Below are 23,861 nucleotides of genomic sequence, written 5' to 3'. Positions count from 1 at the left end.
GGGACGATCAGAAGCGAGTACCTATCCGCATTACCATATATGCTAAAATATGAATCAGGAATCGTCTGAAATTCTTAGGAGGTCTGAATAATGCCCATAACTTTTGAATTGCCCACTGACGTAGATGCGATCATTCGCGGAGACTTTTTCCCTGCACAACAACCCGCTCAAGGTGTCATCATTCTGGCTCACGGATACAAAGGCTTCAAAGACTGGGGCATGTTCCCCTATGCAGCTGCACAGCTAAGCCAGACGCATCATGTGCTGACCTTTAATTTCTCTCACAACGGTATCGGCGAATATCTGGAGCAATTCTCTGAACTTGAAAAGTTCGCAGTGAATACCTACAGCAGGGAGCTTGCCGATCTGGCCCTGGTATTGGAACATGTGGCTACACAACCTGAACTCACTGGACTTCCTGTATACCTGGTTGGTCATAGCCGCGGTGCGGGCGTAAGTCTCGTCTATGCACTGGATCATCCCGAGCAGGTGGCAGGTGTCATCTCCTGGAATGGCGTAACCAATCTGGATCTCTTCACAGCGGAGCAAAAAGAAGAAATGCGTACGCATGGCCGCAGCCATGTCGTTAACGGACGAACAGGCCAGCAGATGCCACTGGACGTGGCTATTCTGGAAGACCTGGACAAGCATAGCGAACGTTACGCTATCATTGACCGCTTAGCTTCTTCACCTGTGCGAGTCGCACTCATTCAGGGAACAGAAGATCCACAGCGTCTGCGGGACGGTTCTGCCGCACTGGTTCAATCCCGCCCTGATATCCCATGGCACCAGATTCCAGAAGGGAACCACACCTTTAATACGGTACATCCATTTAAAGAAACCACTCCGCAACTGGAGCAAGCCATCACCCAAACCCTGCAACAGATCCAAGACTGGAATAGCTAACTCATCTTTAATATAGTAGTCACCTGGATTTTTGCGGTTTCTTGTTCCACATAACAAAAAGAGTCACTGCGTGAGCAGTGACTCTTTTTGCATTCCCTATATAAAGATCATGCTCATCCACCCGTATTAGATACCAGGAATGGCATTGCGTTTGTGATGTGTGCGCGTATAGAACGCTTCGAGGCGCTCTTGTGCAGCCGGATCAATCTGTTTGCCTTCGAGATAGTCGCTGTTCGCTTCATACGAAATTCCCAGCTCATCTTCGTCCGTCTGACCTTCCCATAGCCCTGCCGATGGTGCTTTGTCCAAAACAGCCTGTGGCACGTTCAGATATGCCGCCAGCTGGCGTACCTGACGTTTGTTCAAAGTGCTCAGTGGTGTGATATCCACAGCGCCATCGCCCCATTTGGTATAGAAGCCTGTAATGGCTTCTGACGCATGATCCGTACCTACAACGAGCAGGTTCTCTTCAAACGAAAGCGCATATTGCATAACCATACGAGTTCTCGCCTTTACATTACCTTTGCCTTGGTGAGTCATATGACGTGGGCTGCCCAAGGATTTGAAACCTTGCTCCACTTCCAGCGCAATCTCGTTCACTGCATCTTCGATATTGGTTTCCACGACATGCTTCAGATCGTATGCTTTGGCTACAGCGTAGCTGTGGTCGATATCGGATTGTTCACCATAAGGTTGGAACACACCAAGCGTTTTGTACTCTTGGTTGTTCTCTTGCGTGAGCTCGTCCGTCGCTCTTTTGCAAAGCGCCGTAGCCACTGCACTGTCAATACCGCCGCTGATCGCAATCAGCAAACCCTTGGCACCCGCATTTTTCACATACGTCTTCAGAAAATCAACACGCTTGCGTACTTCCTCTTCTTCATTAATGCTTGGTTTAACCTTCAATTCAGCGATGATCTGTTGTTGCAAACTCATCGTTCACACACCCCGTTTCTAAATGAATGAAATTTGATGTCCAGCTTGAAAGGTCCGAATGGATCAATAACCTTATCTATCCAAAATGAAACGCCCCGGCATCGGTGATCCGAAGGGCGGGGCGTTCTATTGGAGCGAATTAACGGCAGTAACGGTCAAATGCACTTTTGAGATCAGCCGCAATATCCTCTGCAGAACGGTCTTCCACTTGATGACGCTCGATAAAGTGAACGAGTTCTCCGTCTTTCATCAGAGCGATGGACGGTGAAGATGGAGGATACGGTGCAAAGAATTCACGTGCTTTTGCAGTTGCTTCTTTGTCCTGACCAGCAAATACAGTGTACAGGTGATCCGGTGTAATATCGTGCTGCAGTGCTTGGGACACACCTGGGCGACATTGACCTGCCGCACATCCGCAGACAGAGTTAATAACAACCAGCGCTGTTCCTTTTGCATCCGGAAGACTTGCTTCCACTTCTTCAGGAGTACGCAACTCCTGGATTCCTAGACGAGTTAAATCATCCCGCATCGGTTGAACCATATCTTTCATGTATTGATCAAATGACATCGACATTCGGTTTCACTCCTTATAAATGGTTGTTCTATGATCTCGATAAAATTAAAGGCCAATAAACTCTCCAAAACAACGTTACATTCATATCGAACATTATGGATGTAAAGATTTGCTATTCCTATTATACATCCATAAGCAATGAAAGCAAGATTCAGAAACCGCCTGCGGAGAGGCTTCTTCCATAATATTATGTCTCAATGTCTGGCAATATATGCTGAATGACTAACGTTCAAATGCCACTTTGAAGGTTGTGCCCTGGCCTTCCTCCGATTCCACAGTAATGGTTCCATTATGTCGTTCCACAATACTCAGGCACATGGACAATCCAAGTCCGGTTCCCTTGGCTTTTGTCGTATAGAAAGGTTCAAACAGCTTTTCCTTCTTCACTCTGGGTAGACCAGGTCCTGTGTCACGTACACACAGTTCCACTTTATCATCCACTATCCGTGTCTCCAGCGTAAGCACGCCCTTCTCATTCATGGCTTCCATCCCGTTACGGGCCAGGTTCAACACCACCTGTTTGATTTCCTTAGAATTGAGATGCAGCTTTGGCACATTATGGGCCAACATGAGTTCTATACTCTGACCACGCAGGTTCGCATCCGCCCATAACAACGGACTGAGTTCATGGATGATATCGTGCAGCTGGGATTCTTCTTTCTCGGCAATACGATTCTGAGCCAAAGACAAGAAATCATTAATGATACTATTGGCCCGGTCCAGCTCTTCCAGAACGATCCGGTAATAGTGATCGAGGGAATCAGGACTCTTTTCCTGCATGAGTTGAAGAAAGCCACGTACAACCGCCATTGGATTACGCACCTCATGCGTAATGCTTGCAGCCATCTGCCCCACCAGACTGAGACGATCCACATTATCCAGTTCACTTCGCAACATCTCAAGCTCCGTGATATCCTGGATGATCAGCATGGCTCCTGTAACTTCTCTCGCAGACTCTGTTGAAAAGGCATAAATCGGTACGGTTCGGGATTGAAATACGTGTGCACCGTAACGAACGGTCAACCCACTAATCTCACCATGAACGACGGCTCTGCGAATGCTTTTATCCATCTTGTCCGCCTGACCTTGTTCAACAAATTGACTGGCAGGCTGTCCAATGAGATCAGGCGTGGAGGTACAAGGTAGCTGCTCCCTTGCCGTTTGCTCCATCATCTCATTGACAAACATCACTGTGCCTTGTTTATCTACGGTGGCAATGGAGAGAGGCACTGCGTTCAGAATCTGATGAAGTTTCTCCGTTTCGGCTATGTATCGCTGGTGGACTTCCGAGAGATGTTGCTCCAGCCCGCGATAGTGCTTCATCCGTTCCAGCCATAGCAGACTCAGACTGCCCGCAACAATGGCTCCAGCGGTATATCCAAGTGCTGTAAGTATCATGTAGGTCGCAGAGTATGTGGATTCATTCTGGAGGGATGCGATCCATAACAGACTCGTTACAATCAGTTCCATTGTAATCAGGATGATGAGGATCGCCATTTTGCGTGAAGGTGTATTATGCTTGAATCGTTTGGCAGACAACCATACAATAGGATAGAGAAGAATGCCCGTATGAAGGAGAAATCCGTACAGATCATAGGGATGCGCAAAAAGAAAATAGAAGAGAATATGTAGAATGGACAGCGTTAGGCCTATAGCGGACTTACAATACAAAATAACAAGTATCACAGGTACGATGCTTAATGATATGGGTACGGCCACCGGGCTTGCATAGAGCGCAAACAGCAGACACAATAACATGCTCAGGGCACTTGTCACAGCAAAACTGGTATGAACAGTTCCGGCATGTTCCATTCTAGCAATAGCCCGCTTGGAGAGTACCAGACGGAATAAGGGAATCAGAAATACCGCCGACCCTGCCAGCAGTACTTGTAAAAGCATGTCCTTTAACGCAACCACAATGCCATCTCCTCCTCTGCCTGCACATTCCCTCATGTATTTCTGATTAAAACATAGGCGACAGTATATTACAATATATCCCTTAAGACTGCACAATAGAACTGCTCATAACTCCATTATATTTCAGAAAAAGCCAGGAGTAGACACATTTTTCGTAAAACAGACAAAATCAATGAAAAAAGAGGGTAATAACATATGTATGATGTCATTGTAATTGGTGGTGGATCTGCGGGCCTGATGGCTTGCGTTGCTGCTGCCGAGCATGGAGCCTCCGTGCTTCTGCTGGATAAAGGAGATCAACTGGGTCGTAAACTCGGCATCTCTGGCGGAGGTCGATGCAATGTAACCAATGCCAAGGAAACGGATGAACTCATCCGACATATTCCGGGTAATGGACGCTTTTTATATAGTTCGTTTCAAAATTTGGACAACCAGGGAATCATGCGTTTCTTCGAGAATCTCGGAATTGCCCTGAAAGAAGAAGACAACGGCAGAATGTTCCCTGTAACCGATAAAGCGAAAACAGTTGTGGATGCGCTGGTTGGCAAGATTGTCTCCCTCGGCGTTGAGATTCGCACCAAAGAACCGGTCAAGGAAATTATTCAGAATGGTCAGCAGATACAAGGTGTTAAATTGATATCCGGTAAAACCATTCTTGGGCGCTCTGTCATCATCGCTACCGGCGGCAAGTCCGTACCCCAAACGGGATCTACCGGAGATGGTTATCCTTGGGCTGAGGCTGCGGGTCACACGATAACGGAGTTATATCCGACCGAAGTGCCCATTGTGTCTGGAGAGAGTTGGATTCAGTCTAAAGAACTGCAAGGTTTGTCTTTAAGGGATATCGCTCTATCCGTAGTAGATGCCAAAGGAAAAACAGTCATCTCTCATCGCGGGGATATGATCTTCACGCATTTTGGCGTGTCAGGACCGGTTGCACTGCGCTGCAGCCAATTTATCCGCAAGGTTCAGATGAAGTCTGGAAACCCACAGGTCATTATGAGCATTGATCTGTTCCCGGAGCTCTCCCCAGGTGCCTTGGAAGCACAGGTGCAACAAGTATTGGAACAAGAGTCCCGCAAAGCTGTCAAAAATATTTTAAAAACATGGGTTCCTGAACGTATGATTCCCTTAATGATGAAACGGGCAGAGATCAGCGATGACCTCACGTTCCACCATTTCCCCAAAGGTATGTTAAGCAACTTGTGTGGGCTAATGAAAGCTTTTACCTTCCGTGCAGACGGAACAAGATCGCTCAAAGAAGCCTTTGTTACTGGGGGAGGAATCCACTTAAAGGAGATATACCCAAAAACAATGGAATCCAAGCTGCTGCCTGGACTATTCTTTTGCGGTGAAGTTTTGGATATTCACGGCTACACCGGAGGGTATAATATCACCGCTGCATTCTCCACGGGATATACGGCTGGCATGCATGCGGCTGAATATAAACACGTTACATCATAATAGAGGTTGTTCAAAAAGTCCGCTTTTGATTACGAATCATGCCTAATGGCATCATCAGCATCGAATATGAAATTCAGCCGAAATAGGTTGATGCTTACGAAGTATGTTTCCTTCAGAAACATTGTAGTTGCTCACGTAGTTTTCCTACGCTCCGCTACTCCATTTCTATCTTCATTCCATCTTCTCGGTACTGAGAACCGAACTTTTGAACTCTCACTACTAGGTATTACACCTTTTAACCCGATAATGAATTAGCTCAGATGCAAAAAAACCCGATATCCACTATTGTGGACGATCGGGGTTTTTGGGCATTGTTCCATTTTAGAAAAATTGGCTCCAACTGCTCTTAGCTTGTGATGCTTCTATGCTTTCACACTGCCTGAGAATCCATCAGCCGAATCATCGTATGTCGGGTCATCGCTATAGTTATGTCTGCCTTGCTCCGTCTGGCTTCCCTGGTTTTGGCTCGCATAACCCTCATGCCAGTCTTCATTCACGAGATGAGCCGGAATCGATATATTCTGAAACTGATCCAGTTCTTCCGTTTGCGAGGCAAACACGGCACTTCCTCCATGAGATTGTACAATCTCTACGGCAGACTGAGGATCTTGGCGATCTGTGGGGATGTACAGTTCCAGCGGGCCGGACTGATACGGCTTATATCCCAATTCCTCCAAGGTTGCCCTGGCGGCATTCAACGCTGAATCGTCTGAAAAGTGCACCTGTAGTTCGCTATTATCCATCATCTTCTCTTCCTCCTTGCTACAGCTAATCTCTCATCATCCATAGATGAGATTCTTCTTCTATAGCATGGGCAGATATAGCGCACGATATGCTCCGAATTAGAAAGGAATTCCTTTAGCCCCGGGTCAGCCGGACCCATCCGGCAATAGATAAGACGCAGAGTCCGAAGGCCACCGCACCTGCAGCTGTCAGAATACCGACGATCCAGCCGAGCCAGGCCAATCCCAGCGTGAATCCCATAAGAATACCAATCGGGACAAACAACATCCGAACCATCATTGAACCTGCAAGATGCAGCGCCTCCGTGTCATACGTTATAAGCTGAACATAGTCGGACGTGGCAAAAACATCCCAGGAACGATAAAACATCACCGTCAACATGATGATTAATAACGCACACACAATGACATTGACCGGAAAAGGTGGTAATGCAACTGCTGCGATGGATAGTCCGCCAAGCTGCAGATACAATTTCATCGTGGCCGAGTTTCGGAAAAATGCCTTGAATGCAATCTCCGCTGTCCGATTCGCGATGGAACGATTACGTAACAGTTTACGCGGTTTACGGAAGATGATGGACCGTGTTCGTGGGGCTTTCGGCTTGCTCACCGCCCGGCTTAACATTAGAGCTGTAAGCTGCAGCCTGCTCCGCAGATCCTCCCGCACATCCCCTTCAAACGTTCCCTTCATCAATAGCCTCATCTGTCCAACTGTAATTAGAAGAAGCATGATAATTACGATTCCAAAACTGATTTTCCACGTCTGTCCATGCATCCATGATGTCGCATGAATGGTCATGTAACCTATGCCAATGACGAGAGGGATCATCTGAATCCAGCGTCGCCATCCAGTATGTCGAACCTTCGTCATATGTAGTGTTATGGCTTGGAATGAAGCTACCGCACCAAACCAGACAGCCATAAGTGCAATCTGGAGATTCGACATCTCATAGACACGGGACCACAGGGGTGCGGTCAGCGCTGTAATCAGGATCATTTTGCCCAGATGTTGCAGACAGGACCGGTAGAGCCCTTGCCTCATTAGTGTTCGCATCCACAACGGTCTTGATTTCAAAAACAATACATCCGCTTCCTCCACAAATATCAACACACCACCGGTAAGCATAACCACGTCGATCAGCCCAGTCAGTACGGGGAGCGGTAATCCTGTCGCCCATGCAGGCAGCGGTTTGGTCCACAGACTCGTGTACCATCCAATCAGATAGAGCAGACCCGGAACAAGCAGGTATACCCACACTGTCCAATCCACGACGAGTCTGAGATTTTTCATCTGTTCCTTGAAATGCTCTTTGCGTCTTCGTCTGTATAAACGAAGTGGGGTATAACACTGGGAAGTTTCCATTCTCTCTCACCCTCTCTCTATCTAAGACGTCAGTACATCAAAACAGTCAAACAAAGAGGCTTCCGGCAATCCTGCCACTTCACGGATCTCATCCAATGTTCCCTCGGCAGCAGATCTGCCCGAAGCAATCAGAATAAACCGGTCGCAGATTCGTTCAGCGGTATCCAGTACATGCGTAGACATAAGCACACCCGCGCCGCGGCGACGTTCATCATCAAGTAATTTTAGAAAATCCTTGGTTGCACGAGGGTCCAGTCCGATGAACGGCTCGTCCACAATATAAATATCCGGCGAAGACAGAAATCCGATCATCAACATCATTTTCTGCCGCATGCCCTTTGAGAAACTGGCTGGAAGATCATTCCGAACGTGGTCCATACCGAAACGAACCAACAGTTCCTCCGCTCGGGCAACAAAAGCTTCTTCCTCCATTTCATACGCCGCTGCGGCCAGATCAAGATGTTCCCATAGTGTCATATATTCATAAAAAACCGGTTGCTCCGGAATATAAGCATAACGACCATCTCCGCCAATCGTAACTTCATAGTTCGCATGTTCCAGCAGACCAAGAAGCGTTTTGATTGTGGTACTTTTGCCCGCACCATTTGGTCCGATAATACCTACAAGCTCTCCTCGCGCCACATTCATTCGAATATTGCGTATGGTCGATTGTCCCGGCTCGTATCCTGCCTCTGTAATATGTACGTCCAATATGGACTCCTGTACTTCCGTGCTTTTATATTCCGTTCCCATATCATTCACTCCCTGTTCTAATCGGGTGTTTATTTCATTCTTTATGTTTTATTGTAATCGAGTTGCGGGCTGTGTGTTTGATCATTTTGAGCATTTCTATATAGATGGGTAGGCTTCGTTACCAAAAGCTGATGATTGTGCTCTTACAACAGCAGATTCAAGCAGACCAGAATCTTTAACTCCAATCTGCTCTCCAGGACTGTAACGCTTAATCATAGCGTCGTTGATCGCAATAACCTCTTGAATACTCAATACCGGGTCATACTCACCTATCCTTGAGACCTTTCAAGGTTTGATCATAATCACCCATCACATCAGCCAATGTATCCATAAAATCACTACTAATTCCGTTAGGCAAATTAACTTTTGCAGACTTTTTAATAATAATCTCCCCATTTTTATAATAAAAAGAAGCAGGGGTTCCGGAGCCCCTGCTTCTTCATATTAAAGTGAAAATCTCATATTACCGATTTGTCTCCACCACAGATGTAGTTTCACTCTCTGCATCCGCATCCGCATCCACGTTCAGATCCAGATCCAGTGCTCCGCGGCTTTCATTCGCATAGCTGCTGTTGTCGTGACGCTCGCTGTCTTTCACGTTGCTGTTGCGTTCAGATTGAGTCCATGTTGCACTCTCTCCCTCCGCTTTCGCGTTCAGACCCAGATTCAGTGCGCCGCGGCTTTCGCTCGCATAGCTGCTGTTCACGGTACGCTCGCTGTCTTTCACGCTGTTGTTGCGTTCAGATTGAGTCCAAGTCGCACTCTCACTTTCCGCTTTCGCGTTCAGACCCAGATCCAGTGCTCTGCGACTTTCGCTTGCATAGCTGCTGTTCACGGTACGCTCATTGTCTTTCACGCTGTTAGTGCGTTCGGATTGAGCCATTGTTGCACTCTCTCCTTCGGCTTTGGCGTTCAGACCAAGATCCAGCGCTCCACGGCTTTCACTCGCAGTGCTACTGTTTACGTTACGCTCGCTGTCTTTCACGCTGTTGTTGCGTTCGGATTGAGTCATCGTTGCACCCTCTCCTTCTGCATTCGCGTTCAGACCGAGATCCAGTGCGCCGCGGCTTTCGCTCGCATAGCTACTGTTGTCGTTACGCTCGCTGTCTTTCACGCTGTTGTTGCGTTCAGATTGAGCCATCGTTGCACTCTCTCCTTCGGCATTCGCGTTCAGACCCAGATCCAGTGCTCCACGGCTTTCGCTCGCATAGCTACTGTTCGTGTTACGCTCGCCGTCTTTCACGCTGTTAGTGCGTTCAGATTGAGCCATCGTTGCACTCTCTCCTTCTGCTTTTGCGTTCAGACCTAGATCCAGTGCTCCACGGCTTTCGCTCGCATAGCTGCTGTTCACATTACGCTCGCCGTCTTTCACGCTGTTATTGCGTTCGGATTGAGTCATCGTTGCACTCTCTCCTTCGACTTTTGCATTCAGACCGAGATCCAGTGCGCCACGGCTTTCACTGGCATAGCTACTGTTCGTGTTACGCTCACGGTCATTCACGTTGCTGTTGCGCTCGGATTGAGCCATCGTTGCACTCTCTCCTTCGGCATTCACGTTCAGACCAAGACCCAGTGCTCCACGGCTTTCACTCGCGTAGCTGGTGTTCACGTTCCGATCATCGCCGCCTCTTGAATAGTCGCTCATCGTTGTACCTTCTCCCGACACATTGGCATTCAGGCCAAGGCCCAGCTTGCCAGAACTGCTACGCTCAACTGTGTGGTCGGAAGAACGATCATTGTAACGGTTCATACTCTCGGAAGATAAGCCGGCGTTAAGGCCAAGATCCAGATTCAATGCTCCAGTTGCACTGGATGAACCTCCGTAGCTCCCATGGTTACCGTAACCTGTGTCACGGTGTCCTGACAGAAGAGATCCCAGTTCCAGGCGCAAACCTGCATTTAGATCCAGATTACCACTGCTATTATTGCTATAGCTATCTGCGTAAGTTGCCTGCGAAGCTCCCAGCAATCCAGCCACCAACGTACCCGACAATACCGACAATTTTACCCAACGATTCACTTTTTTCATGATTATACACTCCTTCTCAATTTTGGTTGAATTAACGCCATTGTTGCCTATGAGAAAGAGGTATATTGCGGCGGCCGCCCAGGTGGTGCCTGTGACCATTGACTGAACCCATCGAGCCGTTCCATTCGGAAGGCAAAATCGTAATCTGGCGTAACCAGACCTGTTGCTGCTCCCGGAAGTGCAGCGGCTGGAGCGGTTGCTCCACCTCCAGTTACACCGGACGAACCGGAGTTTGTCCCTGCGGAAGCATTAGCTGCTCCGGGAGAAGTTGCTGCAACAGACCAACTTGTTGGTCGTTCTGTGCGAGGTTGCAATGGAGATGTTGCATCAGCATTATCTTGTTTCAGATCGGCTTCCTTGTTACTCTGCACTTGTTCAGTGACAGCTGGTTTAGCAGTTATCTGATCTACGAGGAATAACTCGTTATCAGGCAAACCTGCATTAACATCGGAATCCTGCGTCAGATCGGTTCCTTCCATAGGCAATGCCTGCGGGACAACAGGTTGTTCTGGACGTACTACTGGTTCCGGGGTGACCTCCATCACTTTACCCGTAACCTGTATTGCGTCCTGTCCTTCCTCGTTGTTCTGTGGTGAAACAGGATCTGCGAGTGCACTCGTATTGGAAATTTCAACATTCGGTGTTTTGACGAGCGTCGGCTTTTCTGGAGTGACTACAGGCGGTTCCAGCTTCACACTTGGAATCTCCACCTTTTCCTGATCAGGATTGAGTTCAGTGGATACGTCTACAACTGGAACTTCTGCTTCCACAGATGGCAGCTGGACATTTCCCTTATTCAGATCCACACGGGATGAAGAGATATTGACCGAAGTAACTTCAGGTACATCCACCTTCACGGAAGGTAATTCAACCTTGCCCTGCCGAAGATCTGTTTTCACAGCAGACGTCTCTGCCTTGATCACCTCGGGTACCTCTGCGGTAACGCCAGGCAAGGAAGCTGTACCTTCGTTGAGGTTCACCTGACTGCTTGATACATCGGCTTTGATCACCGGTGTATCCGCCTGTACAGACGGCAGTTCGACGGTTCCCTTCTTCGCATCAACCCCAATCTCTGATGTTCCGGCCGATCCAAGCGGTGTATCTACTTTCAGCTCAGATACACTCAGCTTACCTGTCGATTCATTCGCTTTGATCGACGGAACTTCAACATCCAGCAGTGGTGTGGATACCGATACTGACGGAGTCAGATTCAACCCGCCATCCGAATCACGTGAAAACAAACTGAGCGACAATCCGCTGGAAGGTTTTTCAGAAGATACCTGAGCCTCGTCTGCGTATACATGTGATGATCCGAACCCCAGCATCAAAGTCCCGGCAAGTATTGCCAGTGGTATGCTTCCAAGACGCACAATCGATTTTGGTAACTTTACATTCAAGTTGCTTCACCCCCTTTCCGCTAATGCGTTGGTGGGACAAGGCATATGAGTTTTCCCCTAGGAATAATTAGAATACAGGGATTTCTGCCTGTTCCTCATTAAACGTGAAGGCGTTTACTCAAACGCTTTATAATCATAAACTTAAAATTTGAAGTAAATTCAAACCTTCATTTCAACTGTTCTAACCTGAGCAGATCCGGCCTGTTTTCAGTCGCCTGCAATCATCGTCTTGGCTTCAATGGAGCCAGTCAAATCGGCTTTTTCCCCGCTACGTTTCATCAAATAAATCAAACCAAGCAGGGTCATCAAAATGCCTGAACAGACAAAAGCCGGCACTACACCAAATGAGGTGACCATAAATCCGCCTACCACCGGGCCCATAATATTACTGGCTGTCATCACGCTGCCTACCGTTCCAAATACCCTGCCTGTCATCGCCTCAGGTGTCTGTTCCTGCAACAGGATCTGAAAGGGGACAATCGCAAACCCAATTCCGACACCTGCCAGGGCAAAGAGGGATACTAACAACAGATTGGCACCTAGCCCGACGTGCGGCCAAATCCCAACAATAACTCCGGCTCCTCCGATAACCAGACCCATAAGTGTGGTACCCAGACCCATTTTCAAAACATGCCCTGCATGCTTCCACTTCCGTACACTCATCGCTGCAATTAATGTACCTGCGCCACTTGCTGCCACGCACCATCCCAGCAGATCAGTTGAAATTCCGGGAAGTTGTCTGAATAACACCACAGTCTGTGAATCGGCAAATTGCAGAAAAAGTATGGCTGAAGCAAGCAAAATCAGAGACGTTCCTACATGAGGGAGAGATGCGAGCATGCGGATACCCTCCAGTGTTTCTTTCCAAAAAGAGTCTTTTGAGCGGTTGCGAACATCCCCAGCTGTCTCTTCCTCTACTTCTGTTACGTTATGAATTGCGGTTTGGATCACCCGAGTTCCAGGAATCCACAATAAAATGATGCCGGAGATCAGAAAAGACGCTGAATCGAGAACAAAACACCAGGTAATGCCAAAAGCGGCTACCAAAAGTCCGCCAAGCGCCGGACCAATAATTTTGGACATCTGTTCGATCACCGAGCTGATGGATACAGCTTGGGCAAGCTGTTCGCGAGGTACAATTTCCTTCAGCTTTCCGTTTTTGGCCGGAGAGAAGATTACATCAAACAGGGATTTGAGGACAAGCAGTATGTAGACGTGCCAGATCTGATCAGCAAAAATTAACGCACCCACGATGATGATCCGTGCACCATCGGCTACAATCATCAGCCATTTTCGGTTCAGGCGATCTGCAAGCGTGCCTGCGAATGGCCCTGTCAACAGAATGGGGAGTGCTGCGGAAAGTGTGACAAATGTAATCTCCCATGGCGTTGCATTCCAGCGGATACCCACGAGGGTCAGAATTGCGAGTAGATGCAGCCAATCACCCAGATTGGAAATGCCCTGTGCCACCATCAATGTTACAAAAGATCGGTTATTCTTCAGTGGTCGTTGTCCTTCAAACGTTAAATCACTTGTCATCCTTCTTCTCCTCCATTATATTCCAATTCATAGTATGAACTCATTATATAGAGCAGCCCTCTACTCGACCTCCTGCCAGAGGCGGAGAAAAAGCGACATCTGAAGGATGATTTTTCAGCATGATGAATGATCAAATTTTAAATGCTAAAAATGCAAATCTTGTGACATATCGCATGTTTTTCGTAGAAATAGAAGTTTACAATTAAACCATGGCGACAACCTGAATCGTCAAACATAAATAACCAACTCATATAAGTTGAAATACTCTTTTACATGAACAGCATAACGGAGAGGACAGAAATAACCTGAAAAAGCGAAGCGTTCACCTAAAAGCTTTCTGAAAGAAAGCTCCATCGGAAGCATACGCTATCACCGGATTTTACCTTTGAAGAATATTTCAAAAAATCTGGGGATAACAGTGATTGGAAGGTTATTCTGTCCTCGTAGTGGTAGGTTGTAACTTTATCATTTCAACTTATAAACTAATCTGAAAAGGCGGGATCAGCATGCTGGAATTACAAGAAATCGGAACCGAACGTTCACTTCATCTGTACCGCACCTTGGCCCAGACATTCAAGAGCGTGAATGAACACGCTGTATCCGGAAGCAAAGTGCATGGCTTCAACCCCACCGCGTACGGGGTGCTCGAAGTGTTATATATGAAAGGAGCTCAGCCGATTCAACAGGTTGGCGCACAACTTCTGCTGCAAAGTGGTAATGTGACCTATGTGATCGATAAGCTGGAGCAAAAAGGATTGTTACACCGCAAACATTGTCCGCAAGACAGACGTATCATCTTTGTGGAACTGACCGAAGAAGGACAGCGCACCATGGATGACATCTATCCAGGCTATGCGTTGAAGATTGATCGGGCGGTAAGTGGACTAAGTGAGGAAGACAAGGAATTGCTGTCCGAACTCTTGGGAAGGCTTGCACATTCTGCAGACCGTTTATCAGCGAGCAGCTAGAGCGTATCTTCAAACCTGTCGAAAGCCGGAGCGGAACAGAATGTACTGGAGCAGCTATGGAGCGGGAGCGCTAACGCTAACGAACCTGTGACGTCTTATTCAGGGGTCTGAAGCGCTCGCAGCATTTTAAGGAATCTGACACACGCTATCTTTGAATAAACAGCCGTTTACAACGTGTTTTTCAGGTTATTTCGGGAAATAAGTTGTCTCATGTTCCTTACAATTGAGAAAGAGGAGCAGAAGGTCAAATAAGACGTCCTCCGTTCCTTAGAAATTCGTCTGGACGATTCACCAGGATCAGCCAGCCTGTACTTCAAAATGCTTTAGACCCGGACATCCCCCAACGTATCACTTGCCTGAGTTTGAAAATATACTCTAATCCACTGCACATGTGCCATCAACAAAAATAACCGGATTTGCCTGACATCGGCGAATCCGGTTTTCCGTATACATCCACATTTACTTTGAGCCTTGTGGCTGCCGTGGAGCATCTGCATCTTCGGGTACGATCAAACGTTTGCGTAGAGCAAGCGTCGTTACCCACGAGACCAGTGCAATGACAAACATGATCACAAACAGGGAATGCAAGCTTCCTTCCAAAACGTTACGCAGCAACGCCCATTTGTCATCCGATAGGGCAGCATCCGTATGTGGAGCGAGAAGCTCGTTCAGATCATTTTCCGAAATTCCGGCTTCCGCCAGATTCTGCTCACTGGATAACGTGGAGATCCGATAATTCAACCACGTGCCAAAAGCCGCTGCACCAATCGTCTGTCCCAACGTACGCATGAACGTATGTAGTGCCGTAGAGGAGCCACGCTCCTTATACCCTACAGACGACTGCGCAATAATGGTGAAGATTGTAAACGCAAATCCGAAGCCGAGACCATAAATAAAGGTCAATACAAATAGCACGGCCTGCGGGGATGTCCCGCCCACCAGAAAGAGTCCACCCGATCCAATCGCAATTCCGGTTAATCCAATCAATGCGGTCATACGTGATCCAATTTTCATCAACAGGCGGCCTGCCAACACACTACCAATGAGCCAACCCACCGACATCGGCGCGAGCAGCAGCCCGGATTCCGTTGCATTACCTCCCCGAACCCCCTGCACCCAGAGCGGCAAATAACTGGTCAGGCCGATCATCAAAGTACTGGTCAGCAGTCCAGCGATATTCGCCACACGGATGTCCCGAATTCGGAACAAATGTAGTGGAACCATAGGGGCCTGAGCTCTTTTTTCCACCACAAAAAATAAAATAATAAACAGAGCGGCGACCACACTCAGCACAACAATCAACGGAGAACTCCAGGCATAATACTGCCCACCCGCCGACAGGACAAATAACAATGCGGTAATACCCACCGTGAAGGTCAGCGCACCGACATAGTCAATTTTGGCCGTGCGCGGAGAGATATCTTCCTTCAGATAACGAAATACAAACCACATCGCGAGCAGACCAAACGGCACATTAAAACCAAAGATCCACTGCCAGCCGAGATTGTCTACAAAATAACCTCCAAGCAGCGGTCCAGCCAGAGAAGAAATGCCCCACACGGAGCTAATCCAGCCCTGGATTTTGCCACGTTCTTCAATGGCGTAGATATCCCCAATAATCGTAAATGTAACAGGAACTACTGCACCCGCACCAATCCCCTGTATAGCACGGAAAATAATCAATTGCTCCATGTTCTGCGACAGACAGCACAAGAGTGAACCCAGTAAAAATAAGGCACAGCCAATCAGAAATACAGGCTTTCGTCCATACAAGTCACTGATTTTACCGAAAATGGGCGTACTCACAGCCATCGTCAACAGGTATGCGGTGAAAATCCAGCTCAGCAGCTGTACACTCCCCAGCTCACTGACAATGGTCGGCCCTGCCGGACCAATTACGGTGCCTTCAATCGCTGACAGAAATGTCGCGAGCAACAGCCCCGTCAAAATGAAACTGCGCTTCAAACCTCCAGTTGCATTCACACAAACCCTTCTCTCTTCGTTTCTCTATATAATTGGTACGTTAATTTACACCTCTACTACGAATCAGAACAAGCTTCCGATCGCTGTTATCCCCAGATTTTTTCTTCTCCTCTCCAAAGGAGAAATCCGGTGATAGCGTATGCTTCCGGTGTAGCTTTCTTTCAGAAAGCTTTAAATACGAACGCTTCGCTTCTCCAGCTTTGTTCTGTTTCTTCGTTAAAGTGTAACTATAAAAACAATTATATATTGTCTCTTTTATTTACCTTTCTTACGAAGGAACTCATCATACAACATGGAGTACATCACCATATCCTTGTATCCGGTGGACGTATGTTGCACCTGTCGCAGCAATCCTTCACGCGTGAAGCCGCGGTTTGTCAGGAACTCGCCGGAAGCCAGATTACGCGGATCAACCAGCGCTTCAATTCGATTAAGACCCATGGTCTCATATCCAAAGGGCAGCAATGCGGAGAAAGCCTCCGTCATATAACCATGGCGCCAATAATCACGTCCCAGCTCATAACCGATCTCCCCCCGGAATGCGCCTTCAAGCTGCCATGTATTGAATCCACAGCTGCCGATGAGCTTGCCTGTTTCTTTGAGTTCGATCCCCCACCGGATCGCATCCTCTTCTCCTGCCATTTGGTTGAGCAGTCCAATCATGTCCGCCGCTTCGCTTGTCCCAATCATGGGTGCAAGATTCATGTAACGGGTCACCTCGCGATCTGACCAGCATGCGAACATTTGGGCCGCATCCCGGCGACGCATTTTACGCAGACGAAGCCGCGCAGTCTCCATTTCGGGAATTCTTCCTTTGCATTTATACATATAAAGACACTCCGATCCGATCTATCTCCGCAGACCATAATATTCACTAGTCATCTAATCATAACCTGCGCCGAATGGCAACTGTTCAGTCATGGATACACGTCAAAAAACCGGGCCAATTTCGCTCCCGGTCTTGTTGTACGTATGGAACAATTCAAGTTTGAGTGAATTACGGAATCATGGCTTGTCCTAATGAATTTTAAGCTTTGGACGTTTTCTTGCCCTTCCCCAGTAATTCATCGCTAACCCGGCCAAACACAGCCGTGATTTCCTTGAATTCTTCGATGCCAGTCCCGGTCAGGCTCCATTGGTCCCCGTGGGCGGTCAGGAAATTCTCCTGTGTCAGGTGTTCAAGCTCCTGCTTGATCTCCCGCTCTCCAACGCGATATCCCCGTTCTTCCAATAGGGGCAGTGCCTCGCTAACGTTCAAATCCTGATTTTGCGCGAAATATAGTAGATGAATCCGTACAAAAAGATTCTGTACCTCTGCATGCATAAGCCAAGCTCCTTCCCGGGTTATAGCCCTCCGTGGTTGCTAAGTAATTACCCCACGTAAGAAGCTGAGAAACAGGAGGATTCTTCAGGTATTCCCTTCCCTTTCCGAAATCCTCCGCTTGACTAACCACATCCTCTGCACTATCTTGAAAATAAGTACCATTTTGCTCGGGAGGGTGATTTACCATGTTTCAAGCTGTTTCCTATGAAGGAACACGAAGTGAGCAGCACACCGCCGTCCTGGGACAGTTAAGTGCTCTGATCCGCGATGAACCTAGTGCGATTGCCAATCTGGCGAACGCTGCTGCGCTGCTCAATGTATTTATGACCGACACCAATTGGGTCGGCTTCTATCTGTATGATGGAAAAGAACTGGTCCTCGGGCCATTCCAAGGACTGCCTGCCTGTATCCGAATTCCATTGGGACGTGGTGTATGCGGCACATCTGCTGCCGAAAAACGTACCCTGGTCGTTGATGATGTTCATGCCTTCCCAGGCCACATTGCCTGTGATGCAGCATCGAACAGTGAGATCGTTGTACCGATTATCAAAAACGGCGAACTTTACGGGGTGCTGGATATCGACAGCCCGATCAAAAACCGTTTTGACGACGAAGACCGCGTCTTCCTGGAGAAAGCCGTAAGCCTGCTCACAGAGCAGTTGGAGGCAACCATACCCCTTTAGGAAATGATGAATAAGGTGATCGGAGTCTCATCACACACGATGATGAAGAACCCGTAATAACAAAGAGCGCAGTCCTCTCAGAGGTCTGCGCTCTTTGTTATCCATTATGATTCACACCCATGTTCTTGCTCGCCCATGTTACTTTATGCATCTAGGATAATTCATGTTCCGCTTTAATCATCATCCCATCCCGCAGGAATTCAGCCAATTTCGGGTGATAACCATCGTACATCTGACGGAAATTTTTATGCTCTACATACAGATTGGCCAAATCCCGATAGATCTCAGCGGTGGGTGTATAATAACCTTTGATCCATTCAAGATGCCTGCCAATAATCCGTTGTACTTTTGCACTACCGGGCTCCAATCCATCCTCAATGGCCTGTTGCAAGTCCAGATGAACCTGATCAATTTTTGCCTGGGAATCCAGATAATCTTCTTTTGACTTCAACTCCTGATTTTCAGGTAATGTGGATGAATTAGAAGATTGGATGTCGGACCTCTGAGCAACGTCTGTCTGCACATGGTTCATATCATTAGTGACTACAGGGTCAGAACCCGATTCATTCAGCAACTGGTGACGCCCCTTATTTACAAAACCGAAATAAAGCTCATGTTCATCAATTTCCTTTTCACCTTGCAAATGAGAGATCGTTTTGTCCAGTGTCTGAATCAATCCATGCAGACGGAGTGCCTTCTCCAGAATATCAATGCGATGTTGCTTCATGATGCGTATGACATCCTGAGGATTATCCCGTAGCATCGGGGCAATCTCATTCTCCTTCATACCTACTTCCTTACAGAAAAGGATTTGCTGGAGTCTCAGCAATTCCTGCTTTTCATAATAGATGTCCTCATCTATATCCCCAAAAGCCGGATTCAGAAGACCTGTCTCCGCATACTGGCTCAGTTCGTTCAGACTTACGCCTGACATTCCCGATACGTCAACCATGGAATATGCCATTTGAATACACCTCCTGCCTGTCCTGCAACTCCAGAGTTCAGGCTTAATTCATACTGCATTGTATTTGAATAATGAGAGAATATAAGACTTTCGGCAATGCTGTACCGCTTCATTCCGCTCGTGCTCTGGATGGGTACATCATGCTTCGGTGATATGAGCGGCGTTTGGTCAGTTATGTTGCGGTATGTTAACTATGTTATACCCGTCTCATCAGATGTGAACCCGCAGTCGGCGAAGAATCCGCATGTATTTTTGAAAACTTTTTCCATGATCTTCATATAAAAAAACCTGTGCCATTATTCTGGCACAGGCGTGTGTGGTTATGTTTTCATTGGCATACGGTATATTGAGTAAAATAATGGAAGAGAATCACCCTTTGTTAAACATAACAAATTTCAATTCCGTCATTTCCTCTACAGCATATTTTACACCTTCACGTCCGATACCACTCTGTTTCACCCCACCATAGGGCATGTGATCCACTCGGAACGTCGGAATATCATTAATCATAACTCCGCCTGCTTCAATCTGATCGACAGCATGGAGGGCGGTATGGATATCGTTTGTAAATACGCCTGCCTGAAGCCCGTATATCGAATCGTTAACATGTTCAATACCCTCTTCAACGGAATCTACCGTATTGATCACAACGATGGGTGCAAACACTTCCTGACAGGATACCTTGGCATCACGCGGAACGTTAATCAGTACCGTTGGACACAGAACGCCTCCTTCAGCTTGACCGCCTGCTGCCACTTCAGCCCCTGCCTGTTTGGCTTCTTCAATCCAGTCGAGTGTACGCTGTACATCCTTGGAAGTAATCAGCGCAGAGACCACCGTATCCGGGCTCAGCGGGTCTCCGACTACCACTTGTTTAGCCGCTTCAGCGAAACGCCGGATGAATTCTTCCGAGATGTCACGATGTACGTAGATTCGCTGTAGCGAGATGCATACCTGTCCCTGATACGTGAAAGCACCGGTCACACATCGAGGAATCACTTTGTCCAGGTCTGCGTCCTTATCCACGATCACCGCTGCATTCGACCCAAGCTCCAGTGTCACGCGTTTGAGTCCTGCTTTGCTACGAATGCTCGTGCCTACCGCTGGACTGCCTGTAAACGTAATGTGAGCAACACTAGGGTGCTCAACAAGCACATCACCAATGGTTTTGCCATCACCGCTCACCACGTTCAGTGCACCATCCGGCAATCCGGCTTCCTGAAGCAGATTAGCGATGTAATAGGAAGACAGAGGGGTCTGCTCCGCAGGTTTGAGAACAATCGTATTGCCCGCTGCCAGCGCTGGGCCTACCTTGTGAGCTACCAGGTTCATTGGAAAATTAAATGGTGTAATCGCACCGATGACACCTAGAGGTTGCCGCATCGTATAACCGATACGTCCTTCTCCACCTTTGGCTGCATCCATCGGAACCGTCTCTCCGGTCAGCCGCTTGGCTTCTTCGGCGGCAAAACGATACGTTTCCACTGTCCGGTCAACCTCTGCCAGTGCTGCCGTAATTGGCTTTGCCGCTTCAAGCGCAATGATTCGCGCTGCTTCTTCCTTACGTTCTTCAAGCATGGAGGACAACTTGTACAGAATATCTGCACGCTGATGTGCAGGCATCTGGCGCATTGCCTTCCCAGCTTGAACCGCAGCTGCAACAGCAGCCTCCGCTTCCTCGGCTGAAGCCGACGAGACTTCTGCGAGCGTTTCCCCGGAGTATGGTGCTTGAAGTGTTTTATAATCTACGGATTCGGTGGGTTTGCCACCGATAAACAGATGTTGTTTTTTCATATGCTGCATCCTCCATCCTTTTAGAACCTATTGAACTTAATCTATTTATACACTATTTCCGTGCCGTCAACCCACTACGGTGTTCGGCAATCATAGCTTGTAACGTGCCTGATGAGCCATTGTGGCGATCTTGAGCTATTGCATTATAAAGGGATTTCACAACCTATTTAACCGTCAGGACGGGGCATTCTGCATGTTTTAACACGCCATGACTGACACTGCCCACGATCATCTCTGCGAGCATGCCTTTCCCAGCCGCGCCCATCACAATCATTCCACAATCTCGTTCACGCGCCACACGGCAGATCTCATTAACGGGATCACCTGCAATCAACAGCGTTTCATATGCAACGTCACGCCCTGACAACTGATTAGTCACAGGTTCTATAATATGTTGCCCTTCTTCGGCAATCCGAGCTTCCAGATCAACACCCAATGCAGGTTCATTGATCGAAATGGCAGGATTCACGTGCACGATCAACAGACTTGCGGGATGTTTCATATCTTCAGCCAGGATCAGAGCTTGTTCCAAAGCCTTATGAGCATGATCCGAACCATCAACAGCAACCAATATACGTTTCAACATTGCAATTCCTCCTGTGAATTAATGAGATGTAATGGCGGAATCGATATCCCGCAGATGATGACGGCGCACCAGCAGTACCACGACTCCAACCAGAACCATTAATGCACCAAAATAAAACGGTGTTTCCGGCAGGAACCACTCGGACAATTTACCCGCAAGCCATGGAGCAAGTGCACCACCCAGGAAACGAACGAAGCTGTATGCAGCAGAAGCAACAGAACGCTCTACAGGTGCAGCTTCCATAACAGCCGTTGTAATTAACGTGTTGTTAATCCCAAGGAAAATCCCCGCTACAATGACTGCCACAATAACGGTAGTTGGTGAACCCATCACCGTACCTACTGCCATAACAACCAGATCAATCGCGAACAATGTAAGCATGACACTCATGGACGGAACCGATCCGAATCGGCGTTGTAATCTTGGTGCCACGAATACCGACGTAATTGCCAGCATCAGTCCCCAGCCAAAGAATACATAACCCAAGCCGTGCTCATCCAGATTCATGACATATGGTGAATAAGCCATCAAGGTAAAGAAACCAAAGTTATACAGGAAGGCGGTAATCGCCAATGTTTTCAGTGAAGGATAACTTAATGCTTTAAACGGATCGGACAAAGAACTGCGTGTTTTCGGTTTGGCCATCTTGGGCAACATAAATGTAATGCTTATAAAGGCAATCGCCATCAGAACAGCCACCCCATAGAACGGGCCACGCCAAGAGATGGAACCTAGCTCACCACCAAGCAGCGGTCCAACCGCAATCCCGAGACCAAGCGCTGCTTCGTACAAAATAATCGCTTTGGCTGTCCCCGACGTGGACAGTCCCACAATGGCAGATAACGCCGTTGCGATGAACAAGGCATTACCCAGTCCCCAACCGCCACGGTAACCAACCAGTGCACCTACCGTGTCTGAGGTACCGCCGAGGAACGAGAAGATAATAATCAACAATATACCGCTGAGCAGCGTCCACTTCACACCAATCCGGCTGGATACGACACCTGTAATCAGCATCGCTACCCCGGTTACAGCGTTATAACTGGTAAATAGTAGTGACACCTGGCTTTTCGAAGCATGCAGCTGATCTGCAATCGCGGGCAGGATCGGGTCAACCAGACCCAGACCCATAAAGGATATGATACATGCAAAGGCAACCGCCCATACCGCTCGCGGCTGGGATAACAGGCCCCCACGTGATGACGGCAATTCATCCGGTAATGATGGCTCTCTTTTCATACGTAATTCCTCCTGTGAATAATTTATGTGGTTAAGTTTTATATTTGAAAACGACCGTGAAAATAATGAAAACATTCTATACATTTTCAGAATTAGAGGTAACAAAACGGCACAAATGACACCAAAACATCCGGTGTTTGTACAGGATCGCTACAGGTACTATGTTGCTCACTCCATGTAGCGATTATGTGTATACAGTTTTGTTTATTAAATATTAGATGCTTTCGGTTAGCCGTCTTCATCACCCTGCGGATCATGTGCCTGTAACTTCTGAATACCACTCCGAACGCGTTCACGCAGCTCTTCCAGTTCAGTCTGCACGGCATGTATGCTCTGAAGTTTCTGCTCAATCAGTTGCAACTGACCATCCAGCGTTGTTTCCATCGCGGTAAGCTTCTCGATCCGTTCTCTTACTTCGGTCGTCTGCTGGTAGTCAAAACGTTGTTCGTTCAAGGCATCTGCTGTTGCCACATAGGTATGTAACTCCTGAAGGGAGAATCCAAGTACCTCTTTGGCGCGAACCACCTTTTTCAGATAATCGATATCCTCCCGAGTGTACAACCGCGTCCCGCCATCTGTCCGCTGAGGTGAAGGCATGACACCAATCTCTTCATAATACCGAATGGTTCGCTTGGTCAAACCACATTCCTTGGCTACGTCGTCGATTTTATATAAACTCATTTCCCTCACCTCTTACAT

The 23,861-nt window shown here is 47.8% G+C and carries 22 protein-coding genes; 4 read left to right on the top strand and 18 right to left on the bottom strand.

The annotated features are described in order from the left end of the window. The first annotated feature begins 90 nt into the window (after positions 1 to 90). Entirely contained in the window at positions 91 to 906 is an 816-nt protein-coding gene (locus V6668_RS03430; protein ID WP_338707707.1) for an alpha/beta hydrolase family protein, read from the top strand. A gap of 126 nt (positions 907 to 1,032) precedes the next feature. On the opposite strand, the gene nadE is transcribed toward V6668_RS03430, so the two are convergent. The 3 genes from nadE to V6668_RS03415 all read right to left on the bottom strand — a co-directional run bounded on the left by nadE (position 1,033) and on the right by V6668_RS03415 (position 4,333). Continuing rightward, complete coding sequence (nadE, locus tag V6668_RS03425) at positions 1,033 to 1,842, bottom strand: ammonia-dependent NAD(+) synthetase (protein ID WP_036614145.1); 810 nt, start codon at positions 1,840 to 1,842, stop codon at positions 1,033 to 1,035. A gap of 139 nt (positions 1,843 to 1,981) precedes the next feature. Beyond that, positions 1,982 to 2,416, bottom strand: a complete 435-nt coding sequence (locus V6668_RS03420; protein WP_017690788.1) for a BrxA/BrxB family bacilliredoxin — start codon at positions 2,414 to 2,416, stop codon at positions 1,982 to 1,984. A gap of 222 nt (positions 2,417 to 2,638) precedes the next feature. Next, positions 2,639 to 4,333, bottom strand: coding sequence for a two-component system sensor histidine kinase NtrB (locus V6668_RS03415; protein ID WP_162158988.1), 1,695 nt, complete (start codon positions 4,331 to 4,333; stop codon positions 2,639 to 2,641). 195 nt (positions 4,334 to 4,528) lie between these two features. Here V6668_RS03415 and V6668_RS03410 point away from each other — a divergent pair, with 195 nt between their 5' ends. Continuing rightward, positions 4,529 to 5,797 carry an NAD(P)/FAD-dependent oxidoreductase gene (locus V6668_RS03410; protein WP_338707706.1) on the top strand — a complete coding sequence of 423 codons (1,269 nt, stop codon included), beginning with the start codon at positions 4,529 to 4,531 and terminating at the stop codon, positions 5,795 to 5,797. A gap of 362 nt (positions 5,798 to 6,159) precedes the next feature. Here V6668_RS03410 and V6668_RS03405 read toward each other — a convergent pair whose 3' ends face one another. The 7 genes from V6668_RS03405 to V6668_RS03375 all read right to left on the bottom strand — a co-directional run bounded on the left by V6668_RS03405 (position 6,160) and on the right by V6668_RS03375 (position 13,621). Then, on the bottom strand, positions 6,160 to 6,543 hold the full coding sequence (locus V6668_RS03405) for a hypothetical protein (RefSeq protein ID WP_053061432.1): 384 nt from the start codon (positions 6,541 to 6,543) through the stop codon (positions 6,160 to 6,162). A gap of 112 nt (positions 6,544 to 6,655) precedes the next feature. Further along, a complete protein-coding gene (locus V6668_RS03400; protein WP_338707705.1) occupies positions 6,656 to 7,903 on the bottom strand; it encodes an ABC transporter permease in 1,248 nt (415 codons plus the stop codon). 21 nt (positions 7,904 to 7,924) lie between these two features. Then, the gene (locus tag V6668_RS03395; protein WP_338707704.1) at positions 7,925 to 8,656 is read right to left on the bottom strand and encodes an ABC transporter ATP-binding protein; all 732 of its coding nucleotides are present in this window, start codon (positions 8,654 to 8,656) and stop codon (positions 7,925 to 7,927) included. Positions 8,657 to 8,752: 96 nt separating this feature from the next. Next, positions 8,753 to 8,908 (bottom strand): hypothetical protein, encoded by a 156-nt coding sequence (locus tag V6668_RS03390; RefSeq protein ID WP_036668267.1) that lies wholly within the window; start codon positions 8,906 to 8,908, stop codon positions 8,753 to 8,755. Between the two features lie 211 nt (positions 8,909 to 9,119). Beyond that, a complete protein-coding gene (locus V6668_RS03385) occupies positions 9,120 to 10,685 on the bottom strand; it encodes a hypothetical protein (protein ID WP_338707703.1) in 1,566 nt (521 codons plus the stop codon). Between the two features lie 47 nt (positions 10,686 to 10,732). After that, on the bottom strand, positions 10,733 to 12,082 hold the full coding sequence (locus tag V6668_RS03380) for a hypothetical protein (protein ID WP_338707702.1): 1,350 nt from the start codon (positions 12,080 to 12,082) through the stop codon (positions 10,733 to 10,735). A 207-nt stretch (positions 12,083 to 12,289) separates the two neighbouring features. Continuing rightward, complete coding sequence (locus tag V6668_RS03375; protein WP_338707701.1) at positions 12,290 to 13,621, bottom strand: MFS transporter; 1,332 nt, start codon at positions 13,619 to 13,621, stop codon at positions 12,290 to 12,292. 506 nt (positions 13,622 to 14,127) lie between these two features. Between V6668_RS03375 and V6668_RS03370 the strand changes: the two genes are divergently transcribed. After that, complete coding sequence (locus V6668_RS03370) at positions 14,128 to 14,589, top strand: MarR family winged helix-turn-helix transcriptional regulator (RefSeq protein ID WP_017690799.1); 462 nt, start codon at positions 14,128 to 14,130, stop codon at positions 14,587 to 14,589. A 459-nt stretch (positions 14,590 to 15,048) separates the two neighbouring features. Here V6668_RS03370 and V6668_RS03365 read toward each other — a convergent pair whose 3' ends face one another. The 3 genes from V6668_RS03365 to V6668_RS03355 all read right to left on the bottom strand — a co-directional run bounded on the left by V6668_RS03365 (position 15,049) and on the right by V6668_RS03355 (position 17,896). Continuing rightward, the gene (locus V6668_RS03365) at positions 15,049 to 16,554 is read right to left on the bottom strand and encodes an MDR family MFS transporter (RefSeq protein ID WP_338708889.1); all 1,506 of its coding nucleotides are present in this window, start codon (positions 16,552 to 16,554) and stop codon (positions 15,049 to 15,051) included. Positions 16,555 to 16,827: 273 nt separating this feature from the next. Then, the gene (locus V6668_RS03360) at positions 16,828 to 17,400 is read right to left on the bottom strand and encodes a GNAT family N-acetyltransferase (protein ID WP_076254763.1); all 573 of its coding nucleotides are present in this window, start codon (positions 17,398 to 17,400) and stop codon (positions 16,828 to 16,830) included. A 199-nt stretch (positions 17,401 to 17,599) separates the two neighbouring features. After that, positions 17,600 to 17,896: a hypothetical protein gene (locus V6668_RS03355; protein WP_036614170.1), complete on the bottom strand. Its 297-nt coding sequence runs from the start codon at positions 17,894 to 17,896 to the stop codon at positions 17,600 to 17,602. A 185-nt stretch (positions 17,897 to 18,081) separates the two neighbouring features. Between V6668_RS03355 and V6668_RS03350 the strand changes: the two genes are divergently transcribed. Then, positions 18,082 to 18,579, top strand: a complete 498-nt coding sequence (locus V6668_RS03350; protein WP_036614172.1) for a GAF domain-containing protein — start codon at positions 18,082 to 18,084, stop codon at positions 18,577 to 18,579. A 151-nt stretch (positions 18,580 to 18,730) separates the two neighbouring features. Here the strand turns inward: V6668_RS03350 and V6668_RS03345 are convergent, their stop codons facing one another. The 5 genes from V6668_RS03345 to V6668_RS03325 all read right to left on the bottom strand — a co-directional run bounded on the left by V6668_RS03345 (position 18,731) and on the right by V6668_RS03325 (position 23,843). After that, complete coding sequence (locus V6668_RS03345; RefSeq protein ID WP_338707700.1) at positions 18,731 to 19,543, bottom strand: MerR family transcriptional regulator; 813 nt, start codon at positions 19,541 to 19,543, stop codon at positions 18,731 to 18,733. Between the two features lie 369 nt (positions 19,544 to 19,912). Further along, positions 19,913 to 21,337, bottom strand: coding sequence for an aldehyde dehydrogenase family protein (locus V6668_RS03340; protein ID WP_338707699.1), 1,425 nt, complete (start codon positions 21,335 to 21,337; stop codon positions 19,913 to 19,915). 163 nt (positions 21,338 to 21,500) lie between these two features. Next, entirely contained in the window at positions 21,501 to 21,923 is a 423-nt protein-coding gene (locus tag V6668_RS03335; RefSeq protein ID WP_338707698.1) for a universal stress protein, read from the bottom strand. Between the two features lie 18 nt (positions 21,924 to 21,941). Further along, positions 21,942 to 23,162: an MFS transporter gene (locus V6668_RS03330; protein ID WP_036614180.1), complete on the bottom strand. Its 1,221-nt coding sequence runs from the start codon at positions 23,160 to 23,162 to the stop codon at positions 21,942 to 21,944. A gap of 228 nt (positions 23,163 to 23,390) precedes the next feature. Further along, on the bottom strand, positions 23,391 to 23,843 hold the full coding sequence (locus V6668_RS03325; RefSeq protein ID WP_101315043.1) for a MerR family transcriptional regulator: 453 nt from the start codon (positions 23,841 to 23,843) through the stop codon (positions 23,391 to 23,393). Positions 23,844 to 23,861 lie beyond the last annotated feature (18 nt).

Source organism: Paenibacillus amylolyticus, from assembly GCF_036894225.1.
In the GTDB taxonomy this organism is placed as follows: domain Bacteria; phylum Bacillota; class Bacilli; order Paenibacillales; family Paenibacillaceae; genus Paenibacillus; species Paenibacillus amylolyticus.
Note: the sequence above shows the minus strand (reverse complement) of the source record. Positions and strands in the feature narration are given on the sequence as shown.

Excerpts from the sequence above, each read along its gene's own strand:
- V6668_RS03430 (WP_338707707.1), top strand. The coding sequence starts at position 91 with ATGCCCATAACTTTTGAATTGCCCACTGACGTAGATGCGATCATTCGC.
- nadE (WP_036614145.1), bottom strand. The coding sequence starts at position 1,842 with ATGAGTTTGCAACAACAGATCATCGCTGAATTGAAGGTTAAACCAAGC.
- V6668_RS03420 (WP_017690788.1), bottom strand. The coding sequence starts at position 2,416 with ATGTCGATGTCATTTGATCAATACATGAAAGATATGGTTCAACCGATG.
- V6668_RS03410 (WP_338707706.1), top strand. The coding sequence starts at position 4,529 with ATGTATGATGTCATTGTAATTGGTGGTGGATCTGCGGGCCTGATGGCT.
- V6668_RS03405 (WP_053061432.1), bottom strand. The coding sequence starts at position 6,543 with ATGATGGATAATAGCGAACTACAGGTGCACTTTTCAGACGATTCAGCG.
- V6668_RS03400 (WP_338707705.1), bottom strand. The coding sequence starts at position 7,903 with ATGGAAACTTCCCAGTGTTATACCCCACTTCGTTTATACAGACGAAGA.
- V6668_RS03395 (WP_338707704.1), bottom strand. The coding sequence starts at position 8,656 with ATGGGAACGGAATATAAAAGCACGGAAGTACAGGAGTCCATATTGGAC.
- V6668_RS03385 (WP_338707703.1), bottom strand. The coding sequence starts at position 10,685 with ATGAAAAAAGTGAATCGTTGGGTAAAATTGTCGGTATTGTCGGGTACG.
- V6668_RS03375 (WP_338707701.1), bottom strand. The coding sequence starts at position 13,621 with ATGACAAGTGATTTAACGTTTGAAGGACAACGACCACTGAAGAATAAC.
- V6668_RS03370 (WP_017690799.1), top strand. The coding sequence starts at position 14,128 with ATGCTGGAATTACAAGAAATCGGAACCGAACGTTCACTTCATCTGTAC.
- V6668_RS03360 (WP_076254763.1), bottom strand. The coding sequence starts at position 17,400 with ATGTATAAATGCAAAGGAAGAATTCCCGAAATGGAGACTGCGCGGCTT.
- V6668_RS03355 (WP_036614170.1), bottom strand. The coding sequence starts at position 17,896 with ATGCATGCAGAGGTACAGAATCTTTTTGTACGGATTCATCTACTATAT.
- V6668_RS03350 (WP_036614172.1), top strand. The coding sequence starts at position 18,082 with ATGTTTCAAGCTGTTTCCTATGAAGGAACACGAAGTGAGCAGCACACC.
- V6668_RS03345 (WP_338707700.1), bottom strand. The coding sequence starts at position 19,543 with ATGGCATATTCCATGGTTGACGTATCGGGAATGTCAGGCGTAAGTCTG.
- V6668_RS03340 (WP_338707699.1), bottom strand. The coding sequence starts at position 21,337 with ATGAAAAAACAACATCTGTTTATCGGTGGCAAACCCACCGAATCCGTA.
- V6668_RS03335 (WP_338707698.1), bottom strand. The coding sequence starts at position 21,923 with ATGTTGAAACGTATATTGGTTGCTGTTGATGGTTCGGATCATGCTCAT.
- V6668_RS03330 (WP_036614180.1), bottom strand. The coding sequence starts at position 23,162 with ATGAAAAGAGAGCCATCATTACCGGATGAATTGCCGTCATCACGTGGG.
- V6668_RS03325 (WP_101315043.1), bottom strand. The coding sequence starts at position 23,843 with ATGAGTTTATATAAAATCGACGACGTAGCCAAGGAATGTGGTTTGACC.